We start from the raw sequence: 18,049 nt of genomic DNA, 5'->3' as shown, positions 1-18,049 counted from the left end.
GTCAAAAGACAGCTCGCCGCGGTATGAACGACGCGGGCCGGCGTTCGGCCCACACGAGAAAGCCGTTTTACTTCGAAACGTCCTGGCCGAAATAGGTGTCGGCGATTTTCTTGTAGGTGCCGTCGGCCTTGATGTCGGCCAGCGCCTTATTGATGGCGGCCACCAGTTCCGGATCGCCCTTGCGCACGATGACGCCGGAATAGTCGGCGTTTTCCTCCTGCGCAGCAATCTTCACATTGGCGTCGGGCTTGTGCTTCTTGAAGTCGAGGAAGGACAGACTGTCATTGATGGTGGCGTCGGCGCGGCCGGTAAGAAGAAGCTGGATCGACTGGTCGAAGCCGTCGGTGCCGACGAGTTCGGCGCCGTTGGTTTCAGCCAGCTTGCCGAAGTTCGAAGTCAGCGACTGCGCCGCCTTCTTGCCCTTGAGATCGGCGAAGCTCTTGATATCGGTGTTGTCGCCACGCACGATCAGCACCGCCTTGGAGGCGATGTAGGGATCAGAAAAGTCATATTTGGCCTTGCGCGCCTCGGTGATGCCGACCTCGTTGATGACGGCATCGTAGCGGTTGGCGTCGAGACCGGCGATCAGCCCGTCCCATTTGCCTTCGAGGAACTGGGCTTTGACGCCGAGGCGCTCGGCGATGGCCCGCGCGATCTCGACGTCGAAGCCGACGAGCGCGCCGGAAGCATCATGATAGGTGAAGGGCGCATAGGTTCCTTCCGTGCCGACCTTGAAGACGCCGGACTGCTTGATCTGGTCGAGATTGGCGCCGGCATGACCGGCAGCGATGGCCAGAACCTGCAGCGTTCCGGCGATGATGAGCGATTTGAGCCATTTCATTTTTCTGTGATCCCGTCCTTGGCCGATGTCCGGCGTCATTGCGAGTGCCGGAAAATGACAGATGCGCGATGCCGGAATAAGAAACTAAATTTCAAAAATCTCGCGCCCTTGAAATCCAATTCTCAACCAGCAGTTCCCGGGGCCATCCGGCTGAGTCAAGGCCGGTGGCGAATCGCCTGGAACAGCGCAATCGACATGACAGTCCGGGGGAACATTCCCCCGCATGGCACGTTCTTCGCTGTTGTAGGGCGCGGCGCCGCCATTTCAACCATCGGCGCCAACTCACGATTCGATCGCACCGCAACGCCTGAAGCAGGAGCGCGGCATGATGGAAGACAGTGCAGGACGGACCATGGTTCGCGCGGCGATGAAAGCCCCTTATCTGGAACGTGACGAAGAGCATCTCCTGGCGCTGCGCTGGAAGGAAAACAATGACCAGCACGCGCTGCACCGCATCACCGTCGCGCATATGCGGCTGGTCATTTCCATGGCGTCGCGGTTTCGCCACTACGGCCTTCCGCTGGGCGACCTGATCCAGGAAGGCCATGTCGGGCTGCTGGAGGCCGCGGCCCGTTTCGAGCCCGAGCGAGAGGTGCGGTTCTCGACCTATGCGACATGGTGGATCCGCGCCTCGATGCAGGACTATATCCTGCGCAACTGGTCGATCGTGCGCGGCGGCACCAGCTCCGCGCAAAAGGCGCTGTTCTTCAACCTGCGGCGTCTGCGCGCCCGCCTGGCAAACGGCGCCGAGCAGACGTCGAATGCCACGCTCTACCGCGAAGTGTCGGCGGCTCTCGGGGTATCGGAGGCCGATGTGGCGATGATGGATTCCCGCCTTTCGGCGCCGGACAGCTCGCTCAACACGCCGCTTGCCGACGATGCGGGCGCAACCGAGCGGGTGGAGTTCCTGGTTTCGGATGACCCGCTGCCCGATGAGGTGGTCGGCGACACGATCGACGTCGAACGCCGCTCGGTGTGGCTGAAGACGGCGCTCGGCGCTCTCAATGCGCGAGAACTCAGGATTATCGAGGAACGCCGGCTGAGCGACGAGGGCGCGACGCTCGAAGCGCTTGGCGAAACGCTCGGCATCTCCAAGGAACGTGTCCGGCAGATCGAGGCGCGCGCCATGGAAAAGCTCAAGGCGGCGCTGGTAAAGCAGAATCCGGAATTTCTCGCGGCCTGAATCGCGTCGGCTGCTATTTGTCGGTGACGATCTTAACCTTGTCGCCGGCCGAAACCGCAGCACCCGGCGAGAGCGCGTTGAGCACCCTGAACAAATCCAGCTTGCGGTCGACGCCGACCATCTGTGCGGCCAGGGAGCCCATTGTCTGGCCGGGCCGCACCGTGACGATGCGGATACGCAGTGGCTTCAGTGCTGCCTTCTCGGCAGCACTCAGGATGCGGAATGAGCCGCTGACCGAGCGCGCGACCGTGCCCAGCGAGGTGCTGGCAGACGGTGCAGCAGTCAGCAAGCGGTAGACCTGGCCGCCGGCGCGGATCACCGCAATATCGAATTGCCAGCCATCGGCGCCGGCATGCGCGGTTGCCGCTTCGTTGCCGTTGATCGTTTCCTGGCGCACGCTGCTGTCGTCGAGCCCGGCAACCCAGCCGCTGCGGATGTAGTCGGTCAGCGAGCGGTCCTTGTCGATCGAAACGCCGTCGAAGCGGATTGCCATGTCGCCCGGGCCTGTGGCCGTCACCGCCGCCGCCGAATTGTCGATGATGAAGCCGTTGGGCACCGAGAACGACACGCCGAGGCCAGGATGCAGGAAGGTTTCGCCGCGCACATAGCCTTCCTCCGGCGTGTCGCCGTAGAGCAGCCCGTCTATGCCGGCAAGGAATGAATCGCGGTCGCGCGACCCGACACCGGGCGCGCCGAACTGGCGGGCGTGGCGCTGCGCGAGATCGATACGCTGCGGCGTGTTGGGGTGCGTCGCCAGGAAGTCGAGGCTGGCGTCGGTGGCGCCGCTGATCGAGCGGAAATCGGTATAGGCCGACATCGACTGCAGGAAGCGGCCGGCGGCGTAGGGGTCGAAACCGGCTTCGCCGATCGACTTGATGCCGATGGCATCGGCCTCCAGCTCCTGATTGCGCGAGAACTGGGCCAGCCTCAGCTTGCCGCGGATCAGCGCCGCCTTGGCCGTCGGGTTGTCGCCGAGCACGTCCGAAACGACCTTGGTCGCCAACCCCTCTTCGGCTTCCAGCTGCTGGCGCTGCAGACCATGATTGGCCGTAACGTGGCCCATCTCATGCGCAATGACGGCGGCAAGCTCGGCCGAATCGTTGGCCAGCGCCAGCAGGCCGCGGGTGATGTAGAGATAGCCGCCCGGCAGCGCGAAGGCATTGACGTTGGGCGAGTTGAGGATGGTGATGCGGTAGGTCTGGGTCGGGTTGGCCGACACCACGGTCAGTCTGCCGACGACCTTGGCCACCATGCGCTCGAGCTTGGGGTCGGAATACTCGCCGCCATAGGTGGCGAGGATGCGCGGGTGCTGCGCCTTCGCCAGTTCGGCGAGCCTGCTGTTAGCGGCGACATTGTCGACCGTAATCGGCTTGTCGGAGGGCTGGAAGCCCGATTCCTGCACGTCGGGAGGCGTGAACATCTGGCAGCTTGCCAGCGCCACGGCAAGACCGGCCAGCGCCAGAAAGCGCGCCAGCGGTTTCACCCTCCGATTGTCGATGCCGGTCGGCAGGTCGGCTTCCTTTCAAGTCCTGGGACGTGACCGCGAAAATCGGGCGCGATTTCCGGAAAGCATCACGCGCAAAATCAAGTTCTACGGCGTCCTTCGTGCGTCCGACAGATACGAGGCAGCAAGGGCAAATCACGGTCTAAGCCGGACCAGTTCCTGGCGGACCTAGCCACACTACCTCGACCATGGCAAGCAAGCGCCGCTTCGCCTTCCGCCGGTTTGACCATAAATTATGTCCGCTTCCGGGCAACATCTCGTGATCCAGCCGCAAACGGACCCGAGCCGATATAGCGTCGGAATGCCTCCGGTCCAGCCCCAACGAAAAAATCGGCGGCGGTGCCGGTCGCGGCAACCGTGCCACCGTCCAGGAAAACCATGTTTTGGCCGATACGGCGCGCATCGTCCGGCTGGTGCGTGACGAATAGCACCGTCATGCGCTGCTCCGAATGGACGTCGGCCACCAGGTCGAGCATGTCGTCGCGCAGTGCCGGTCCGAGCGAAGCGAACGGCTCGTCGAGCAACAGCACCGGCCGGTCGCGCACTAAAACCCGGGCGAGCGCGACGCGCTGCCGCTCGCCGCCGGAGAGTTCGCGCGGCAGTCGGCTTTCCTTGCCGGCAAGGCCGACGCGCTTCAGCGCTGCGGCGATTGCGGCGCGGTCAGCCTCGCCCAGCCTGAGCGAAGGCGAGCGGCCGAGCCCGACATTCTGCTCGAGGGACAGATGGGCAAACAGGTTGTTTTCCTGGAACACCATCGATACCGGCCGCGCTGATGGCGGCGCAGTGCTGACGTCGGCGCCGCCGATGAGCACGCGGCCTGACCGTGGCGCCTCGAAACCGGCCACCAGATTAAGCAGTGTCGACTTTCCCGAACCGCTCGGCCCCATGATGGCGGTGATTTCCGATGCCGGGAAATCGACATCGAACATAAGCGGCGTTTCACCATAGCTGAACGAGACATTATCGAGCCGCACGGCCGCGCCTTTTTCCACCGAAATGGAGCGTTCCGGGCCGATCGGCATCATGATTTCTCCCTCCTTCCCATCCAGTCCGCGGTCAGCACCAGCGCCAGGCAGACAAGGCCGAGCAGCAGCGCCAGCCCGGCCGCATCCTCGGTGCGGTAACTGCCCATGCGGGCCAGCAGCAGGTAGGGCAAGGTTTGCACGGAATCGCTGCCGAACAGCGCAATGACGCCAAGATCGCCGAGCGACAGCGCCATGGCGAAAGCGAAGCCGGTGGCGAGCGGCCGCCGCAGCGACGGCCAGTCGATCAGCCGCAACCGGTTCCAGCCCGAGATGCCAAGCTGTGCGCAAAGCCGTTCGTGGCGTTCGCTCGCTGCGTCATAGGCAGGGCGGATGGCGCGGATGGCGAACGGCATCGCCATCACCGCAATGACCGCAACGACCATGACAGGGGCGATCGCAAAGACATCGCTGACAGTGCGCAGGAGGAGGAACCAGCCGGCGCCGATGACGATGGGCGGCACCACCAGGACGAACCCCGCACCGGTGTCGGCCAGATGTTCGAGCACCGTCCGTCGGCCTGTCCGCCGGGTGAGCGCCAGCGCCCGGCGTGCCATGACCAGCGACAGCGACAGCGCCAGGGAGAGCAGCGCCGATAAGACGGACAGCACGGCACTGGTCGCCGTCGCTTGCCGCACCGCGCTCTCGCCGGCCAGGCGGCCGAGATCGGCGCCAAGCCCGGCCGCCAGCGTGGCCGCCATCGGCCCGGCGACAAATAGCAGTGCCAGCCCGATCACCAGCGCGTTCAGGACGGTCTCGGCCGCACCGGCTGAAAAATACCGGCGCGGCGCCACCGGCAGATTGGCGTCGCCGGTCATATTGGCGCCAAGCCGCGTCAAGGCCAGCACGACCACGAAGGTTAGGGCAATCTGCAGCAGGGTCAGCGTCACAGCCCGCGCCGGGTCGAAGTCGAAACGCAGCGCCTGGTAGATGGCAACCTCCAGCGTCGTCGCGCTGGGTCCGCCGCCGAGCGTAAGCACGATGGTGAAGGAGGTGATGCACAGCATGAAAACGAGCCCGGCAACGCCCGGCAAGGCCGCACGCAGCGGCGGCCATTCGATCAGCCGGAAGGCCGGCGCAGCACCCATGCCAAGCTGGCTCGCCAGCCGCCATTGGTCGGCCGGCACGGTCTGCAACGCCTCCAGGAACAGCCGCGTCGCCAGCGGCAGGTTGAAGAAGACATGGGCGACGAGTATGCCCGACAGGCCATAGATGCCGGGCCAGCTCTGGCCGCCTAGCGCGCCCAGCGTGCCGGCAAAATAGCCGGCGCGGCCATAGAGCGCCAAGACACCGAGTGCAGCAACAATGGCCGGCAGCGCCAGTGGCACGGCGAAAAGCTGCAGGATAAAGCCTCGCCCGAAAAACTGTGGATGCCGCGACAGGGCACGCGCGGCGAACAGCGCTGGCGCGACGGAGAGCAGGGTCGACAGCAGAGCCTGCCAGAGCGTGAAACGGACGATACGCAAGAGATACGAATCGAAGGCGGAGGCGACACCGGACGGGTCGCGTGTGGCTTCGATGATCAGCCCTGCAAATGCTCCGCCGAGCAGAAGTGCTATTGCCGCAAGCGCGAGGATGCCGGCGGTGATGCGGGAGTCAGATGATGGTGCGCGTTGCACGCTAGACCACCATCGGCGACTGGCGAAAGCCGCCGTGCCGTCCGATCTCCCCCCTTGTGGGGGAGATGTCCGGCAGGACAGAGGGGGGCGCCGTAGAGCGATCATCTTCGATCAATCGGCCAAAGCTACTTGCTCATCACCGCAAGCCACTCATCGACCCAGGCCTTGCGGTGGGCCGCGACTTCCTCCGGGCTGAACAGCAAGGTCTTGGTCGGTTTGACCAGCTTGTCGAACGCCGGATTGAGCGGCTTGTCGGTCTTGCCGGCCGGGAACATCCAGTTGGTTTCGGGAATGACATCCTGGAATTTCGGTCCGGTCATGAAGGCGATGAACTTTTCCGCCAGGGGGTTCTTCGCGCCCTTGGTGGTGATCCCCGCAACTTCGATCTGCAGGTATTCGCCTTCCTCGAAGGACGCCGCCTGGTAGCGCTCGGTGTTTTCGGCGACCATGTGGTAGGCCGGCGACGTGGTATACGACAGCACCATCGGCGCCTCGCCCTTGGTGAACAGGCCGTAAGCCTCGCTCCAGCCTGGCGTCACCGTCAGCACCTTTGCTTTGAGCTTGGCCCAGGCTTCGGGCGCCTTGTCGCCATAGACCGACTTGACCCACAACAGCAGGCCAAGACCCGGCGTCGAGGTGCGCGGGTCCTGGATGACGATCTTCTCTCCGGCATCGCCCTCGACCAGTTCCCTGAGGCTCTTCGGCGGGTTCTTCAGTTTTTCGGTATTGTAGACGACGGCGAAATAGCCATAGTCGAACGGCACGAAAATATCGTCGCGCCAGCCGCCCGGCACGCTGACATCCGATATGGCGCCATGCGGCGAAAACAGGCCGGTTGCCTTGGCGTCCGCCGTCAAATTGGTATCGAGGCCAAGCACGATATCGGCCTTGGTGGCGGCCCCTTCCAGCTTCACACGGTTGAGCAGCGCCACGCCGTCAGCGACCGAGACGAATTCGATGACGCAACTGCACTCGGCCTCGAAGGCCTTCTTCACCGCCGGTCCCGGACCCCAATCGGCGGTGAAGCTTTCATAGGTATAGACGGTCAGTCTATCCTGTGCCGATGCCTGCCCTGGCAGGGCGAGCGCGGATGCCGCAAGCAGGACAATCGGGACAAGAGAGTGGAAAAAACTGCGCATCGGCGCCTCCTTCGTTCGCGTTGAAAGGAATTGAGGCGTCGGGCTGTCCGAAACGTCTAATCCCTCCGCCGGTACAAACCGGATCAGGTTCAGCGGGTTGGCAGTCTTGCCTCTCAGCCGGTCCGCGAAGATCGCGTCCGGCACCCCGTTAGAGCGTTTCGACACATAGGCCCGGCCGAAGTGCTGCGCAAGCGGAAGTTTGCCGGGCATCCAAAGCCCAGCCTTCCGTTTCGTCTGCCGTTTCATCTTCCGTTTCATTCTTCCGTTTCTGGGGCAGGGCTGGTAAGGGCCACGAGATATGAGCAAATTCACCATCCTGCTTGGCGGCGATCTCATCCGCACGCCGCTGCTCGACCGCCAGGTCGAAGGCTCGCGCGTCATCGCTGCCGATGCCGGCATCGGCCATGCCCGTATGCTGGGCCTGAGGCCGGAACTCTGGGTCGGCGATTTCGATTCCGTGCCTGCCGAGTTGCCGGAGGATCTGGCCGCCGTACCACGGCAGGTGTTTCCCGCCGAAAAGGACAAGACCGACGGTGAACTCGCTATCGCTGCCGCGCTCGAACGCGGTGCGACCAGCCTTGTGATCGCAGGCGCTTTCGGCGGCAAACGCACCGACCACATCTTCCTGCATATGGCGCTGAGCGTCCGGCTGGCGGAAGGCGGGACGGAAGTGCTTTTGACCAGCGGCGCACAGGAAGGCATTCCCTTGCTGCCCGGAAAGGCTGGCTTCGACTATGCCGACGGCACGCTGTTTTCGGTGCTCGGCTTCTCCGATCTCGCCGGCCTGAGCGTCACCGGTGCCAAATGGCCGCTCGACCACGTCGAGGTTGCGTTCGGCTCGTCGCTGACCATTTCCAACGAGGTCAGGGGCCGGTTGGAAATCGCGCTGGCCAGCGGCCGCGCGCTGCTGCTCGCGCATCCTTTTCCCTTACCTGAAAGCTGACATGGCACCGCCGCTTCTCAATCTCGACGGGATAAAGCTGACCTTTGGCGGCACGCCGCTGCTCGACGGTGCCGCCCTGACGGCCTCAGTTGGCGACAAGATCGCCCTGGTCGGCCGCAACGGTTCGGGCAAGTCGACGCTGCTCAAGATCGCCGCCGGGCTGATCGAGCCGCAGGACGGCGAAGTCTTCCGCCAGCCTTCGGCAACCGTGCGCTACTTGCCGCAAATGCCCGACATGGACGGTTTTGCGACCGTCCGCGCCTATGTCGAGGCGGGGCTCGGGCCCGCCGACGATCCCTATCGCGCCACCTATCTGATGGAGCATCTCGGCCTGACCGGCGAAGAACGGCCGAACGACCTCTCCGGCGGCGAGGCGAGGCGTGCGGCACTCGCCCGCGTCATGGCGCCGGAGCCCGACATTCTCCTCCTCGATGAGCCGACAAACCATCTTGACCTGTCGGTCATCGAATGGCTGGAGGAGGAGCTTGCCCGCACCTCCTCGGCACTGGTCGTCATCTCGCATGACCGCCGTTTTCTCGAGCGCGTGTCACGCGCCACAATCTGGCTCGACCGCGGCCAGACCCGCCGTCTCGACAAGGGCTTTGGCTATTTCGAGGAATGGCGCGACACGGTGCTGGAGGAGGAAGAGCGCGAGCAGCACAAGCTCGGTCGCCAGATCGTGCGCGAGGAGCACTGGCTGCGCTATGGCGTGACAGCGCGGCGCAAGCGCAACATGCGCCGGCTCGGTGAGTTGCAGACCATGCGCCAGCGCTTTCGCGGTCATCGCGGCGCCGAGGGTGCGGCGACGATGACAGCCAGCGACGCCGCCGAATCCGGCAAGCTGGTGATAGAGGCCAGGAACATCGAGAAGAGCTTTGGCGATCTGATCGTGGTCAAGGGATTTTCGACCCGCATCCAGCGCGGCGATCGCGTTGGCTTGGTCGGGCCGAACGGCGCTGGCAAGACGACGCTGTTGAAGATGCTGACCGGCGAATTGAAGCCGGACGCAGGCACGGTGCGGCTCGGCACCAATCTGGAGATCGCCACACTCGACCAGAAGCGCGAGGCCGTCGACCCGCAGGAGACACTGGCGCAGTATCTCACCGACGGTCGCGGCGAGAACCTCGTCATCAATGGCGAACAGCGCCACGTCGTCTCTTACATGAAAGACTTCCTGTTCAAGCCGGAACAGGCGCGCACGCCGGTGCGCGAGCTTTCGGGCGGCGAGCGGGCACGGCTGATTCTCGCCCGCGTTTTGGCGCGGCCGGCAAACCTGCTTGTGCTCGACGAGCCGACCAACGACCTCGACATGGAGACACTGGAGTTGCTGCAGGAATTGGTCGCCGGCTTTGCCGGCACGGTGATCCTGGTCAGCCACGATCGCGATTTCCTCGACCGCACCGTGACCAGCATCATCGCGCCGGATGGTGACGGCCGCTGGATCGAATATGCCGGCGGCTATTCCGACATGCTGGCGCAGCGCGGCGGCACCAGGCTGGACGACCGCAAGGCGCGGCCGAAGGCAGAGACCAGCGAGGCGACGGGTGCAAGCAGGAGCGACGCGGTCGCTCCCAAGGGCCCGGCCAGGAAACTGTCGTTCAAGCAGAAATTCGCGCTGGAAACCTTACCCAGGAAGATCGAGGCGGTGTCGGCCTCGATCTCGCGGCTGGAGAACAATATCGCCGATCCGGCCTATTACGAGCGCGACCCGGCCTCGTTCCAGAAGACGATTGCCGCGCTCGACAAGGAGCGCGTCACACTGGCAGCGCTCGAGGAGGAATGGCTGGAACTCGAGATGCTGCGCGAGGAGATGGAGGGGTAATTCGCGAGTTCAAGCACCTTGTCGTTGCGGCTAGACAGGAGTGCGCATATATTATGCGCATGCTGCGGAGGTGATCATGCGCAAGATAGCTGTGAATGCGGTTCGTCAGCCGGCAAATCTGTCGATCGACTCAAAGCTCATGAAGGAAGCCAAGGGGCTCGATGTGAATGTCTCGCGCGCCGCTGAAGCCGGCATCGCAGAGGCAGTGGCCGCCGAGAAGACGCGGCTGTGGAAGCTTGAGAACCGCGCGACGATAGATGCGTGGAACGAATATGTCGAAAAACACGGTATTCCGCTGGCAGAACATCGGCAATTCTGATGGCGCGCTACGACGTCTTCGCGAGTAGCATCGAAGGCGGCTATCTCCTCGACGTCCAGGCCGATCTGCTCGACCACTTCAAGACCCGGGTGGTCGTCCCGCTGCTGCCGGTTGCGATGGCGCCATCACCAATGCGAAGGCTCCATCCCGTTTTCGAGATCAATGGTCGGAAATTGGTCATGGCCACCCATTTGATCGCCACGGTTGCGGCGACGGAATTGGGCGAGAGCCGACTGAATCTGACCAGGCATCACGAAGACATCGTGAGCGCGCTCGACATGCTGTTCCAAGGCTTCTGAGCCAAGGAGGCGTTGGGCTGGTGAGCCGGCCTCACCCCGCCGTCTTTGTCTGCCAGGCCTTCAGCGCCTCGTCGAACACCTTCTCGCCGGGAATTCCCTTTTCCATGGTGAGCAGCGCCCGCCGCCCGGTCTTGTAGACGACCGGCACGTCAATCCAGTCCTGACCTCTGAGCAAGGTCAGATTGGCGTCTTCATCCGCCTTGGTGTCGTTGAGCGCAACCAGGAAGAAACCGTCGGCGATCTTGGCCGGGATGCCGATCAGCGGGCTGCCGGCATCCTGCTCGGAGCCCTTCATGGCGACACGCAAGATGTTGTCGACACCGCCGCCCTCGAAGCCATTAGGCGTCAGGAAGATCATCTCGATGATGTGACTGGCCGGCAGCGTCTGGTCGGTGTTGCGACGGATCGTCATGCGCAACTGGATATCCTTGCCTGGAATGGTTGCCTCGGCACGGATCGCCGGCTCTGGCGGCAGGTCGCCGCCGGGCGATTCCTGCACCAGCGACCAGACGATGTTGCCGGGCTCGGCCGAGCCTTGAGCGGTGCTGGTGCGCTCCTCGTAGAAGATCGCCTTCTGGCCGACGGCCAACGCGGCTTGCGGCGGAACTGCCGTCGGTGCCGCTGCCGTCGCGGGCGGTGGGGCGGCCGTTGCAGGGGCTGGCGGAGTAGCTGCAGCATCGGGCGGCGTTGCGGGCGTTGGCGCAGCCGACCCATCGACTGCTGGAGCATTGGCCGTGCCTTGCGTGTCGGCGGGTGCGGCCGGTGCCGGTGCGGCGGGTGCCGAGGTGGCCGGCGCTTGAGCGGCCGACGGCGGCGTGGTCAGTGCGGCGACGGATTCGCCTTCGCCGATGCCCGCCTGCCCGGCCGCGGGGCCGGGATCGACTTCGTGGCCCTCGGGCGTAAGGCGCTGCGTGAACTTCGCGCCCTCGCCGGCCTCCGTCGGAGGCGCGGCGGCCGGTACGGCCGCATCGGCCACCGGCTTGGCCGGGGCTGGTTTTACCAGCGGTTCGGTGGCGACGGCTTTGGTCTCGTCGAGGCCGAGCATGCTGCCGAACGCATCCTTGTTCAGCCAGATGCCATAACCGCCACCGGCAATGACCAGCAGGGCAATGGCGGCGGCGATCACGCCGCCATAGCTGCGCCTGCGCTCGGCAGGATGGAGTCGCTGGAACCTGTCCTCCGCGGGGCCGCCGTCGTTGGAAAAGTCGTCGCCCCGAAAAACGCTGTCTTGGTCATCGGCCGTCGGAAGATCCATATCGGACGGCGGCGGACCAGCGCGCTCTTGAGGAAGAGCGACGGGCTGCGGCTTTTGCCAGTTCGGCACCGCCTTGGCGGGCGTGGACTGCCATGCCGGCCCAGTCTGGGCCGGCCCGGTCTTTGCTGGCCCGGTCGTTGCTGGCTCGGTCTTTGCCGGCTGCCGGACATGGCTGGGCTGGTTCTTGTTGCGGTCGATGGAGGAGAAGATGTCCTCCAGTTCCGCCAGCGGATCGGATGCGGGTGCCGGTTTAGCATATTCTCGCTCAACGCTTGCGATGGCGTCTTCGAGTGCGCGCTTCTGCCTGGCGACATCCGACGGCGCAAACGGCGGATCGCGTTCGGCAATTTTCTTCGCGATCGTCGAACGCGCCATGTCATACACTTTGGCGCGCACTTCCGCCGACGGCTTATCAAGCTTGTCTAGCGTCTTTTTCAGGGCACCAACAAAATCTACCATGCTTCAGTCGACCTGCAGTTTGTTTCTGGGCCGGCCCCCGCAAATCAGCCGCAATGCCCGGAAAGGCTGAGAAACTAGTCTTGAAACGGATCGGTCACAAGTATCGTGTCGTCCCGTTCAGGGCTGGTGGAAAGGAGTGCGACCGGCGCGCCGATCAGCTCTTCGATGTGGCGGACGTACTTCACCGCCTGGGCCGGCAGATCGTTCCAGCTGCGCGCGCCGGCGGTGGTACCTTTCCACCCCTCCAACGTTTCGTAGACCGGTTCGACGCGGGCCTGCGCACCCTGGCTGGCCGGCAGGTAATCTATCGCCTCGCCGTCGAGTCGGTAGCCGGTACAGACCTTGATCTCGTCCAGCCCATCGAGCACATCGAGCTTGGTCAGCGCAATGCCCTTGATGCCGTTGACGGCGACGGCCTGGCGGACCAGCACGGCATCGAACCAGCCGCAGCGGCGCTTGCGGCCGGTGACGACGCCGAATTCATGGCCACGCGTGCCCAGGAACTCGCCGATCTCGTTCTTCTGCTCGGTCGGAAACGGGCCTTCGCCAACACGCGTGGTATAGGCCTTGGTGATGCCGAGCACATAGCCGATGGCGCCCGGGCCGACACCGGACCCGGCAGCGGCCTGGCCGGCAACGGTATTTGACGAGGTGACGAACGGATAGGTGCCATGATCGATGTCGAGCAACGTGCCTTGCGCGCCCTCGAACAGGATGCGCTCGCCGGCGCGGCGCTTGTCGTCGAGGATTTTCCAGACGCGGTCCATATAGGGCAGGATCTCGTCAGCGACGGAAATCAGCTCGCTCATGATCGCCTCATGCGTGACTTCGGCATGGCCAAGCCCGCGCCGCAGCCCATTGTGGTGCGTCAGCAGCCTGTCGACCTTCAAGGGTAGCGTTTCCAAATCCGCCAAATCCATCACCCTGACCGCGCGCCGGCCCACCTTGTCTTCGTAGGCGGGACCGATACCGCGGCGGGTCGTGCCGATCTTCGTTCCGGAATTGGACGCGGCGTCCTCGCGGAATCCGTCCAGCTCCCGGTGCAAGGACAGGATAAGCGCGGTGTTTTCGGCTATTTTCAGGCGGTCTGGCGTCACCTCGACGCCCTGCGCCTTCAATTTCGCAACCTCCGCGACGAAAGCGTGCGGATCGAAGACGACGCCATTGCCGATGATGGACAGCTTGCCTTGCCGCACCACGCCGGACGGCAGCAGCGACAGCTTGTAGACCTTGCCGTCGACGACCAGCGTGTGGCCGGCATTGTGGCCGCCTTGGAAGCGCACGACAACGTCGGCGCGCTCCGACAGCCAGTCTACGATCTTGCCTTTGCCCTCATCGCCCCATTGCGAGCCGACGACCACCACATTGGCCATATTTCTTTTCCCTTGAGACGCCGCACGAGCAGCTTGAAAACAGTTCGAAACGACAGGCCTCTATCGCATCGGCCCCCAAAATCGAAATCGATTTTCGGAAAAGCACGACGCGAGGATTAGAGCCTTCCGACGCGTACTTGTAGCGTCCAATTGCACGCACGTCGCTCTATAGCGTCAAGACCCGGCGAGCGCGACCACTCTTTGCCGCCCAAAACGCTCCGAGGCACAACAATTTTCGCCTTTGACATCATTTACTTGGGCTAGCGGTCGCAATAGTCCCACACCGACGTCAAATTCCCTCTGCCTGGCCGGAATGTCACGATGCATCGAGCCGCCTACCTGTTCCTGCTGTTCACCACCTTGCTGTGGGGCGGCAACTCCGTGGCCGGCAAGCTGGCGGTCGACCACATTTCACCGATGACGCTGGTCTTCCTGCGCTGGATTCTAGCCGTTCTGATCCTGCTGCCGATCGGCTGGCGAACGCTGCACGAGGACTGGCCAGTGGTGCGTCGGCACTGGTTGCTGCTTGGCGGGCTCGGCGCTTGCGGCTTCGCCTTTTTCAATGCGATCTTCTACACGGCGCTCAACTACACGACGGCGATCAACGTCTCGATCGAGCAGGCGGCGATACCGATCGTGATCATCATCGCCAATTTCGTGCTGTTTCGTCTGCGGGTGAACCGGGTGCAGATCGCTGGCGTCGTGCTGACCATCATCGGCGTCGCGGTGACGGCGAGCCATGGCGACCTGCGCCAGCTTCTCAAGCTGGATCTCAACTTCGGCGACGCTATCATGCTGGTGGCCGTGCTTTGCTACTCCTTCTATTCGGTGGGGTTGCGGCTGAAGCCGGTCATCCGCTGGCAGAGCCTGATGCTGGCGCTGTCGGTTGCCGCACTCATCACATCGCTGCCTTTCTTCCTGTGGGAGATTGCCGCCGGCAAGGTCATCGTCCCCGACGCCCGCGGCTGGGCTGTCGCGTTCTATACCGCCATCGGTGCTTCGGTCATCTCGCAGATCTTCTATATCAGGGGCAACGAGCTGATCGGCGCCAACCGGGCCGGCCTGTTCATCAATCTGGTGCCGATCTTCGGTACGCTGCTGTCGGTGCTGATTGTCGGTGAGACATTCCAGCTTTATCAGGCGCTGGCTCTCGCACTGGTGCTGGGCGGCATCAGCCTCGCCGAATACAGCGGACGGAAGATGGCGGTATCCGCTGCTGAATGAAGTCGCTTGCCGCGACGGTTCACTGCGGTCCGTCAACGACCATGGAAGCGCCCTGCGTGCTGCTGCACACGGGGCGATCGAATTTCAGGCCGCGCCGACGTCGAAATGCAGCCGCTTGGCCGAGTCGATCGACTTGTGCGAGCGCACCTGCGCCAACACGTCTTCCGGGAACGGCGCATCGAGATAGAGCAACGCAATGGCATCGCCGCCCGGCCGGTTGCGGCCGAGCTGGAAATTGGCGATGTTGACGCCGTTCTCGCCGCACACCGTGCCGAGCAGGCCGATGATGCCGGGCGCGTCGGCATTGGTCGTGTAGAGCATGTGCTGACCGACCTCGGCGTCGAGATTGATGCCCTTGATCTGGATGAAGCGCGGCTTGCCGTCCGAAAAACAGGTGCCGGCGATCGAGCGCGTCCTGTGCTCGGTCTTGACCGTTAGCTTGATATAGCCGTCGAACACGCCCGACTTGTCGCGCTTGACCTCGGCGACGATGATGCCGCGCTCCTTCACCATGATCGGCGCCGACACCATGTTGACGTCGGCGACCTGCGGCCGGATCAGCCCGGCAAGAGTGGCGCTGATCAGCGCCCGCGTATTCATCGTCGCGGTCGAGCCATCGAACAGGATCTCGACCTCCTTGATCGGATCCTCGGTGACCTGTCCGACAAAGGCGCCGAGCACTTCGGCGAGCTTGACGAAAGGTTTCAGCCGCGGTGCTTCCTCGGCGGTGATCGACGGCATGTTGATGGCATTGGAAACGGCCCCCTTGATCAGATAGTCCGACATCTGCTCGGCGACCTGCAGCGCGACGTTCTCCTGTGCCTCCATCGTCGAGGCACCGAGATGCGGCGTCGCCACCACATTCTCCATGCCGAACAGCGCGTTGTTCTCCGCCGGTTCGACCTCGAACACGTCGATGCCGGCGCCGGCCACCTTGCCGCTCTTCAAGGCCGCGATCAGGTCGGCCTCGACGATCAGTCCGCCACGGGCGCAGTTGATGATACGCACGCCGGTCTTCATCTTTGCGATCGCCGCGGCGTCGATGATGTTGCGTGTCTTGTCGGTAAGCGGTGTGTGCAGCGTGATGAAGTCGGCACGGGCGAACAGCTCGTCGAGCTCGACCTTTTCGACACCGAGTTCCTCGGCGCGGCTGTCCGACAGGAACGGATCGAAGGCGACGACGTGCATCTTCAGACCGACGCCGCGCGTAGCGACGATCGAGCCGATATTGCCGCAACCGATGATGCCGAGCGTCTTGCCGGTGATCTCGACGCCCATGAAGCGGTTCTTTTCCCATTTGCCGGCATGGGTCGAGGCGTTGGCCTCCGGTATCTGGCGGGCCAGCGCGAAGATCATGGCGACGGCATGCTCGGCGGTGGTGATCGAATTGCCGAAAGGCGTGTTCATCACGATGATGCCCTTGCGGCTCGCCGCCGGGATGTCGACATTGTCGACGCCGATGCCGGCGCGGCCCACGACCTTCAGCCTGGTCGCGGCGTTGATCAGCTTCTCCGTCACCTTTGTCGCCGAGCGGATGGCCAGCCCATCATACTGGCCGATCACTTCGAGCAGTTTTTCCTTGTCCTTGCCGAGATCCGGCAAATAGTCGACCTCGATGCCGCGATCCCTGAAGATCTGCACGGCGGTGGTGGAAAGCTTGTCTGAGACGAGAACGCGGGGCGCCATGGCGGCCTCCTTCAATTATGATTTGATCCGCTTGGGGATGGCGGCCCGAGAGCCGCCACAGGAAAACTCAGGCGGCTGCCTTCAGCGACGCCTTTTGCGCGGCAAAGGCCCAGTCGAGCCAGGGCAGCAGCGCTTCGAGATCGGAGGTCTCGACTGTCGCGCCGCACCAGATGCGCAGGCCGGGCGGTGCATCGCGGTAGGCGCCGATGTCGTAGGCGACGCCTTCCTTGTCGAGCGCCGAGACGATTGTCTTGGCGAACGCAGCCTGTCCATCGGCGTTGAGTGCAGCGACATCCGGATCGGTGAATGAAAGGCAGACCGATGTGTTCGAACGCGTCGCCGGGTCGACGGCAAGATGGCCGAGCCAGGAAGATTTCCGGACAAAGCGATCGAGAACAGCGGCGTTGGCATCCGCTCTGGTGACCAGCGCGTCGAGGCCACCGATCGACTGCGCCCAACGCAGCGCGTCGAGATAGTCCTCGACGCACAGCATAGACGGCGTGTTGATGGTCTCGCCCTTGAAGATGCCTTCGATCAGCTTGCCGCCCGAGGTGAGACGGAAGATCTTCGGCAGTGGCCAGGCCGGCTTGTAGCTTTCCAGCCGTTCGACGGCGCGCGGGCTGAGGATCAGCATACCGTGCGCGCCTTCACCGCCCAGGACCTTCTGCCAGGAGAAGGTGACGACGTCGAGTTTCTGAAAATCGAGCTTTTGCGCAAAGGCCGCCGAAGTGGCGTCGCAGATGGTCAGGCCCTTGCGGGTGGCCGGGATGAAATCGCCGTTCGGCACGCGCACGCCCGACGTCGTGCCGTTCCAGGTGAAGACCACGTCGCGGTCGAAATCGATTTTGGTCAGGTCGGGCAGCACGCCGTAGTCCGCCTCTAACCTGCGAACATCGGCGAGCCTCAGCTGCTTGACCACATCGGTGACCCAGCCGGAGCCGAAGCTCTCCCAGGCGACCATGTCGACGCCGCGTTCGCCGAGCAGCGACCACAGCGCCATTTCGACCGCGCCGGTATCCGAGGCCGGCACGATGCCGATGCGGTAATCCGCCGGAACCTGGAGGATTTCCCGCGTCAGCTCGATCGCTTGTTCGAGCTTGGTCTTGCCGATCTTGGCACGGTGCGAGCGCCCGAGCGCGGCATTTTTGAGCGCCTCGACCGACCAGCCGGGGCGTTTTGCACAGGGACCTGAGGAAAAATTGGGATTTGCCGGACGGAGTCCGGGCTTAGTATGCGTCGGCATCGTGGTCTATCCTTCCAGATAGTGGCCCCTCGTTGGGGAGGGGTGGCCCACGGACGGCGATATGCGTTCAGGCTTTCGGCGTCAAGGGGAAAGTTTTTGTCGCTGTCGGGATACCGGC

The 18,049-nt window shown here is 63.8% G+C and carries 15 protein-coding genes and 1 riboswitch; of the genes, 6 read left to right on the top strand and 9 right to left on the bottom strand.

What is annotated here, in order from left to right:
• Positions 1-67 precede the first annotated feature (67 nt).
• Positions 68-841 carry an amino acid ABC transporter substrate-binding protein gene (locus tag NKH83_RS01245; RefSeq protein ID WP_352454874.1) on the bottom strand — a complete coding sequence of 258 codons (774 nt, stop codon included), beginning with the start codon at positions 839-841 and terminating at the stop codon, positions 68-70.
• Between the two features lie 325 nt (positions 842-1,166).
• Between NKH83_RS01245 and NKH83_RS01240 the strand changes: the two genes are divergently transcribed.
• Entirely contained in the window at positions 1,167-2,024 is an 858-nt protein-coding gene (locus NKH83_RS01240) for an RNA polymerase factor sigma-32 (RefSeq protein ID WP_352476126.1), read from the top strand.
• Positions 2,025-2,037: 13 nt separating this feature from the next.
• On the opposite strand, the gene NKH83_RS01235 is transcribed toward NKH83_RS01240, so the two are convergent.
• The 4 genes from NKH83_RS01235 to thiB form a co-directional block, all read right to left on the bottom strand.
• Positions 2,038-3,507: a M48 family metalloprotease gene (locus NKH83_RS01235; protein WP_352476125.1), complete on the bottom strand. Its 1,470-nt coding sequence runs from the start codon at positions 3,505-3,507 to the stop codon at positions 2,038-2,040.
• A 254-nt stretch (positions 3,508-3,761) separates the two neighbouring features.
• Complete coding sequence (gene thiQ / locus NKH83_RS01230; protein ID WP_352476124.1) at positions 3,762-4,553, bottom strand: thiamine ABC transporter ATP-binding protein; 792 nt, start codon at positions 4,551-4,553, stop codon at positions 3,762-3,764.
• Positions 4,550-6,169, bottom strand: a complete 1,620-nt coding sequence (thiP, locus tag NKH83_RS01225; RefSeq protein ID WP_352801704.1) for a thiamine/thiamine pyrophosphate ABC transporter permease — start codon at positions 6,167-6,169, stop codon at positions 4,550-4,552. Before thiP ends, thiQ begins: the two co-directional genes overlap by 4 nt.
• A 125-nt stretch (positions 6,170-6,294) precedes the next feature.
• Positions 6,295-7,308: a thiamine ABC transporter substrate binding subunit gene (gene thiB / locus NKH83_RS01220; protein ID WP_352801702.1), complete on the bottom strand. Its 1,014-nt coding sequence runs from the start codon at positions 7,306-7,308 to the stop codon at positions 6,295-6,297.
• Positions 7,309-7,351: 43 nt separating this feature from the next.
• A riboswitch (TPP riboswitch) is annotated at positions 7,352-7,466 on the bottom strand.
• A gap of 140 nt (positions 7,467-7,606) precedes the next feature.
• Here thiB and NKH83_RS01215 point away from each other — a divergent pair.
• The 4 genes from NKH83_RS01215 (at position 7,607) to NKH83_RS01200 (ending at position 10,691) form a co-directional block, all read left to right on the top strand.
• On the top strand, positions 7,607-8,251 hold the full coding sequence (locus NKH83_RS01215) for a thiamine diphosphokinase (RefSeq protein ID WP_352801700.1): 645 nt from the start codon (positions 7,607-7,609) through the stop codon (positions 8,249-8,251).
• Between the two features lies 1 nt (position 8,252).
• Positions 8,253-10,073 (top strand): ABC-F family ATP-binding cassette domain-containing protein, encoded by a 1,821-nt coding sequence (locus tag NKH83_RS01210; protein WP_352801698.1) that lies wholly within the window; start codon positions 8,253-8,255, stop codon positions 10,071-10,073.
• Positions 10,074-10,149: 76 nt separating this feature from the next.
• The gene (locus NKH83_RS01205) at positions 10,150-10,392 is read left to right on the top strand and encodes a type II toxin-antitoxin system CcdA family antitoxin (protein WP_254816484.1); all 243 of its coding nucleotides are present in this window, start codon (positions 10,150-10,152) and stop codon (positions 10,390-10,392) included.
• Positions 10,392-10,691 carry a CcdB family protein gene (locus tag NKH83_RS01200; protein ID WP_352801696.1) on the top strand — a complete coding sequence of 100 codons (300 nt, stop codon included), beginning with the start codon at positions 10,392-10,394 and terminating at the stop codon, positions 10,689-10,691. The genes NKH83_RS01205 and NKH83_RS01200 overlap by 1 nt, the downstream gene beginning before the upstream one ends.
• A gap of 31 nt (positions 10,692-10,722) precedes the next feature.
• Here the strand turns inward: NKH83_RS01200 and NKH83_RS01195 are convergent, their stop codons facing one another.
• Positions 10,723-12,405, bottom strand: coding sequence for a hypothetical protein (locus NKH83_RS01195; protein ID WP_352801694.1), 1,683 nt, complete (start codon positions 12,403-12,405; stop codon positions 10,723-10,725).
• Positions 12,406-12,479: 74 nt separating this feature from the next.
• Complete coding sequence (locus NKH83_RS01190; protein WP_352801693.1) at positions 12,480-13,778, bottom strand: adenylosuccinate synthase; 1,299 nt, start codon at positions 13,776-13,778, stop codon at positions 12,480-12,482.
• A 321-nt stretch (positions 13,779-14,099) separates the two neighbouring features.
• On the opposite strand from NKH83_RS01190, the gene NKH83_RS01185 reads away from it, so the two are divergent.
• On the top strand, positions 14,100-15,002 hold the full coding sequence (locus tag NKH83_RS01185) for a DMT family transporter (protein WP_352801691.1): 903 nt from the start codon (positions 14,100-14,102) through the stop codon (positions 15,000-15,002).
• An 84-nt stretch (positions 15,003-15,086) separates the two neighbouring features.
• Here the strand turns inward: NKH83_RS01185 and serA are convergent, their stop codons facing one another.
• Together serA and NKH83_RS01175 are read right to left on the bottom strand one after the other, a co-directional pair.
• A complete protein-coding gene (serA, locus tag NKH83_RS01180; protein ID WP_352801689.1) occupies positions 15,087-16,688 on the bottom strand; it encodes a phosphoglycerate dehydrogenase in 1,602 nt (533 codons plus the stop codon).
• Between the two features lie 67 nt (positions 16,689-16,755).
• Positions 16,756-17,931: a phosphoserine transaminase gene (locus NKH83_RS01175; RefSeq protein WP_352801687.1), complete on the bottom strand. Its 1,176-nt coding sequence runs from the start codon at positions 17,929-17,931 to the stop codon at positions 16,756-16,758.
• Positions 17,932-18,049: the final 118 nt, after the last annotated feature.

It is taken from the genome of Mesorhizobium sp. M0909, from assembly GCF_040319515.1.
Lineage (GTDB): Bacteria > Pseudomonadota > Alphaproteobacteria > Rhizobiales > Rhizobiaceae > Mesorhizobium.
Note: the sequence above shows the minus strand (reverse complement) of the source record. Positions and strands in the feature narration are given on the sequence as shown.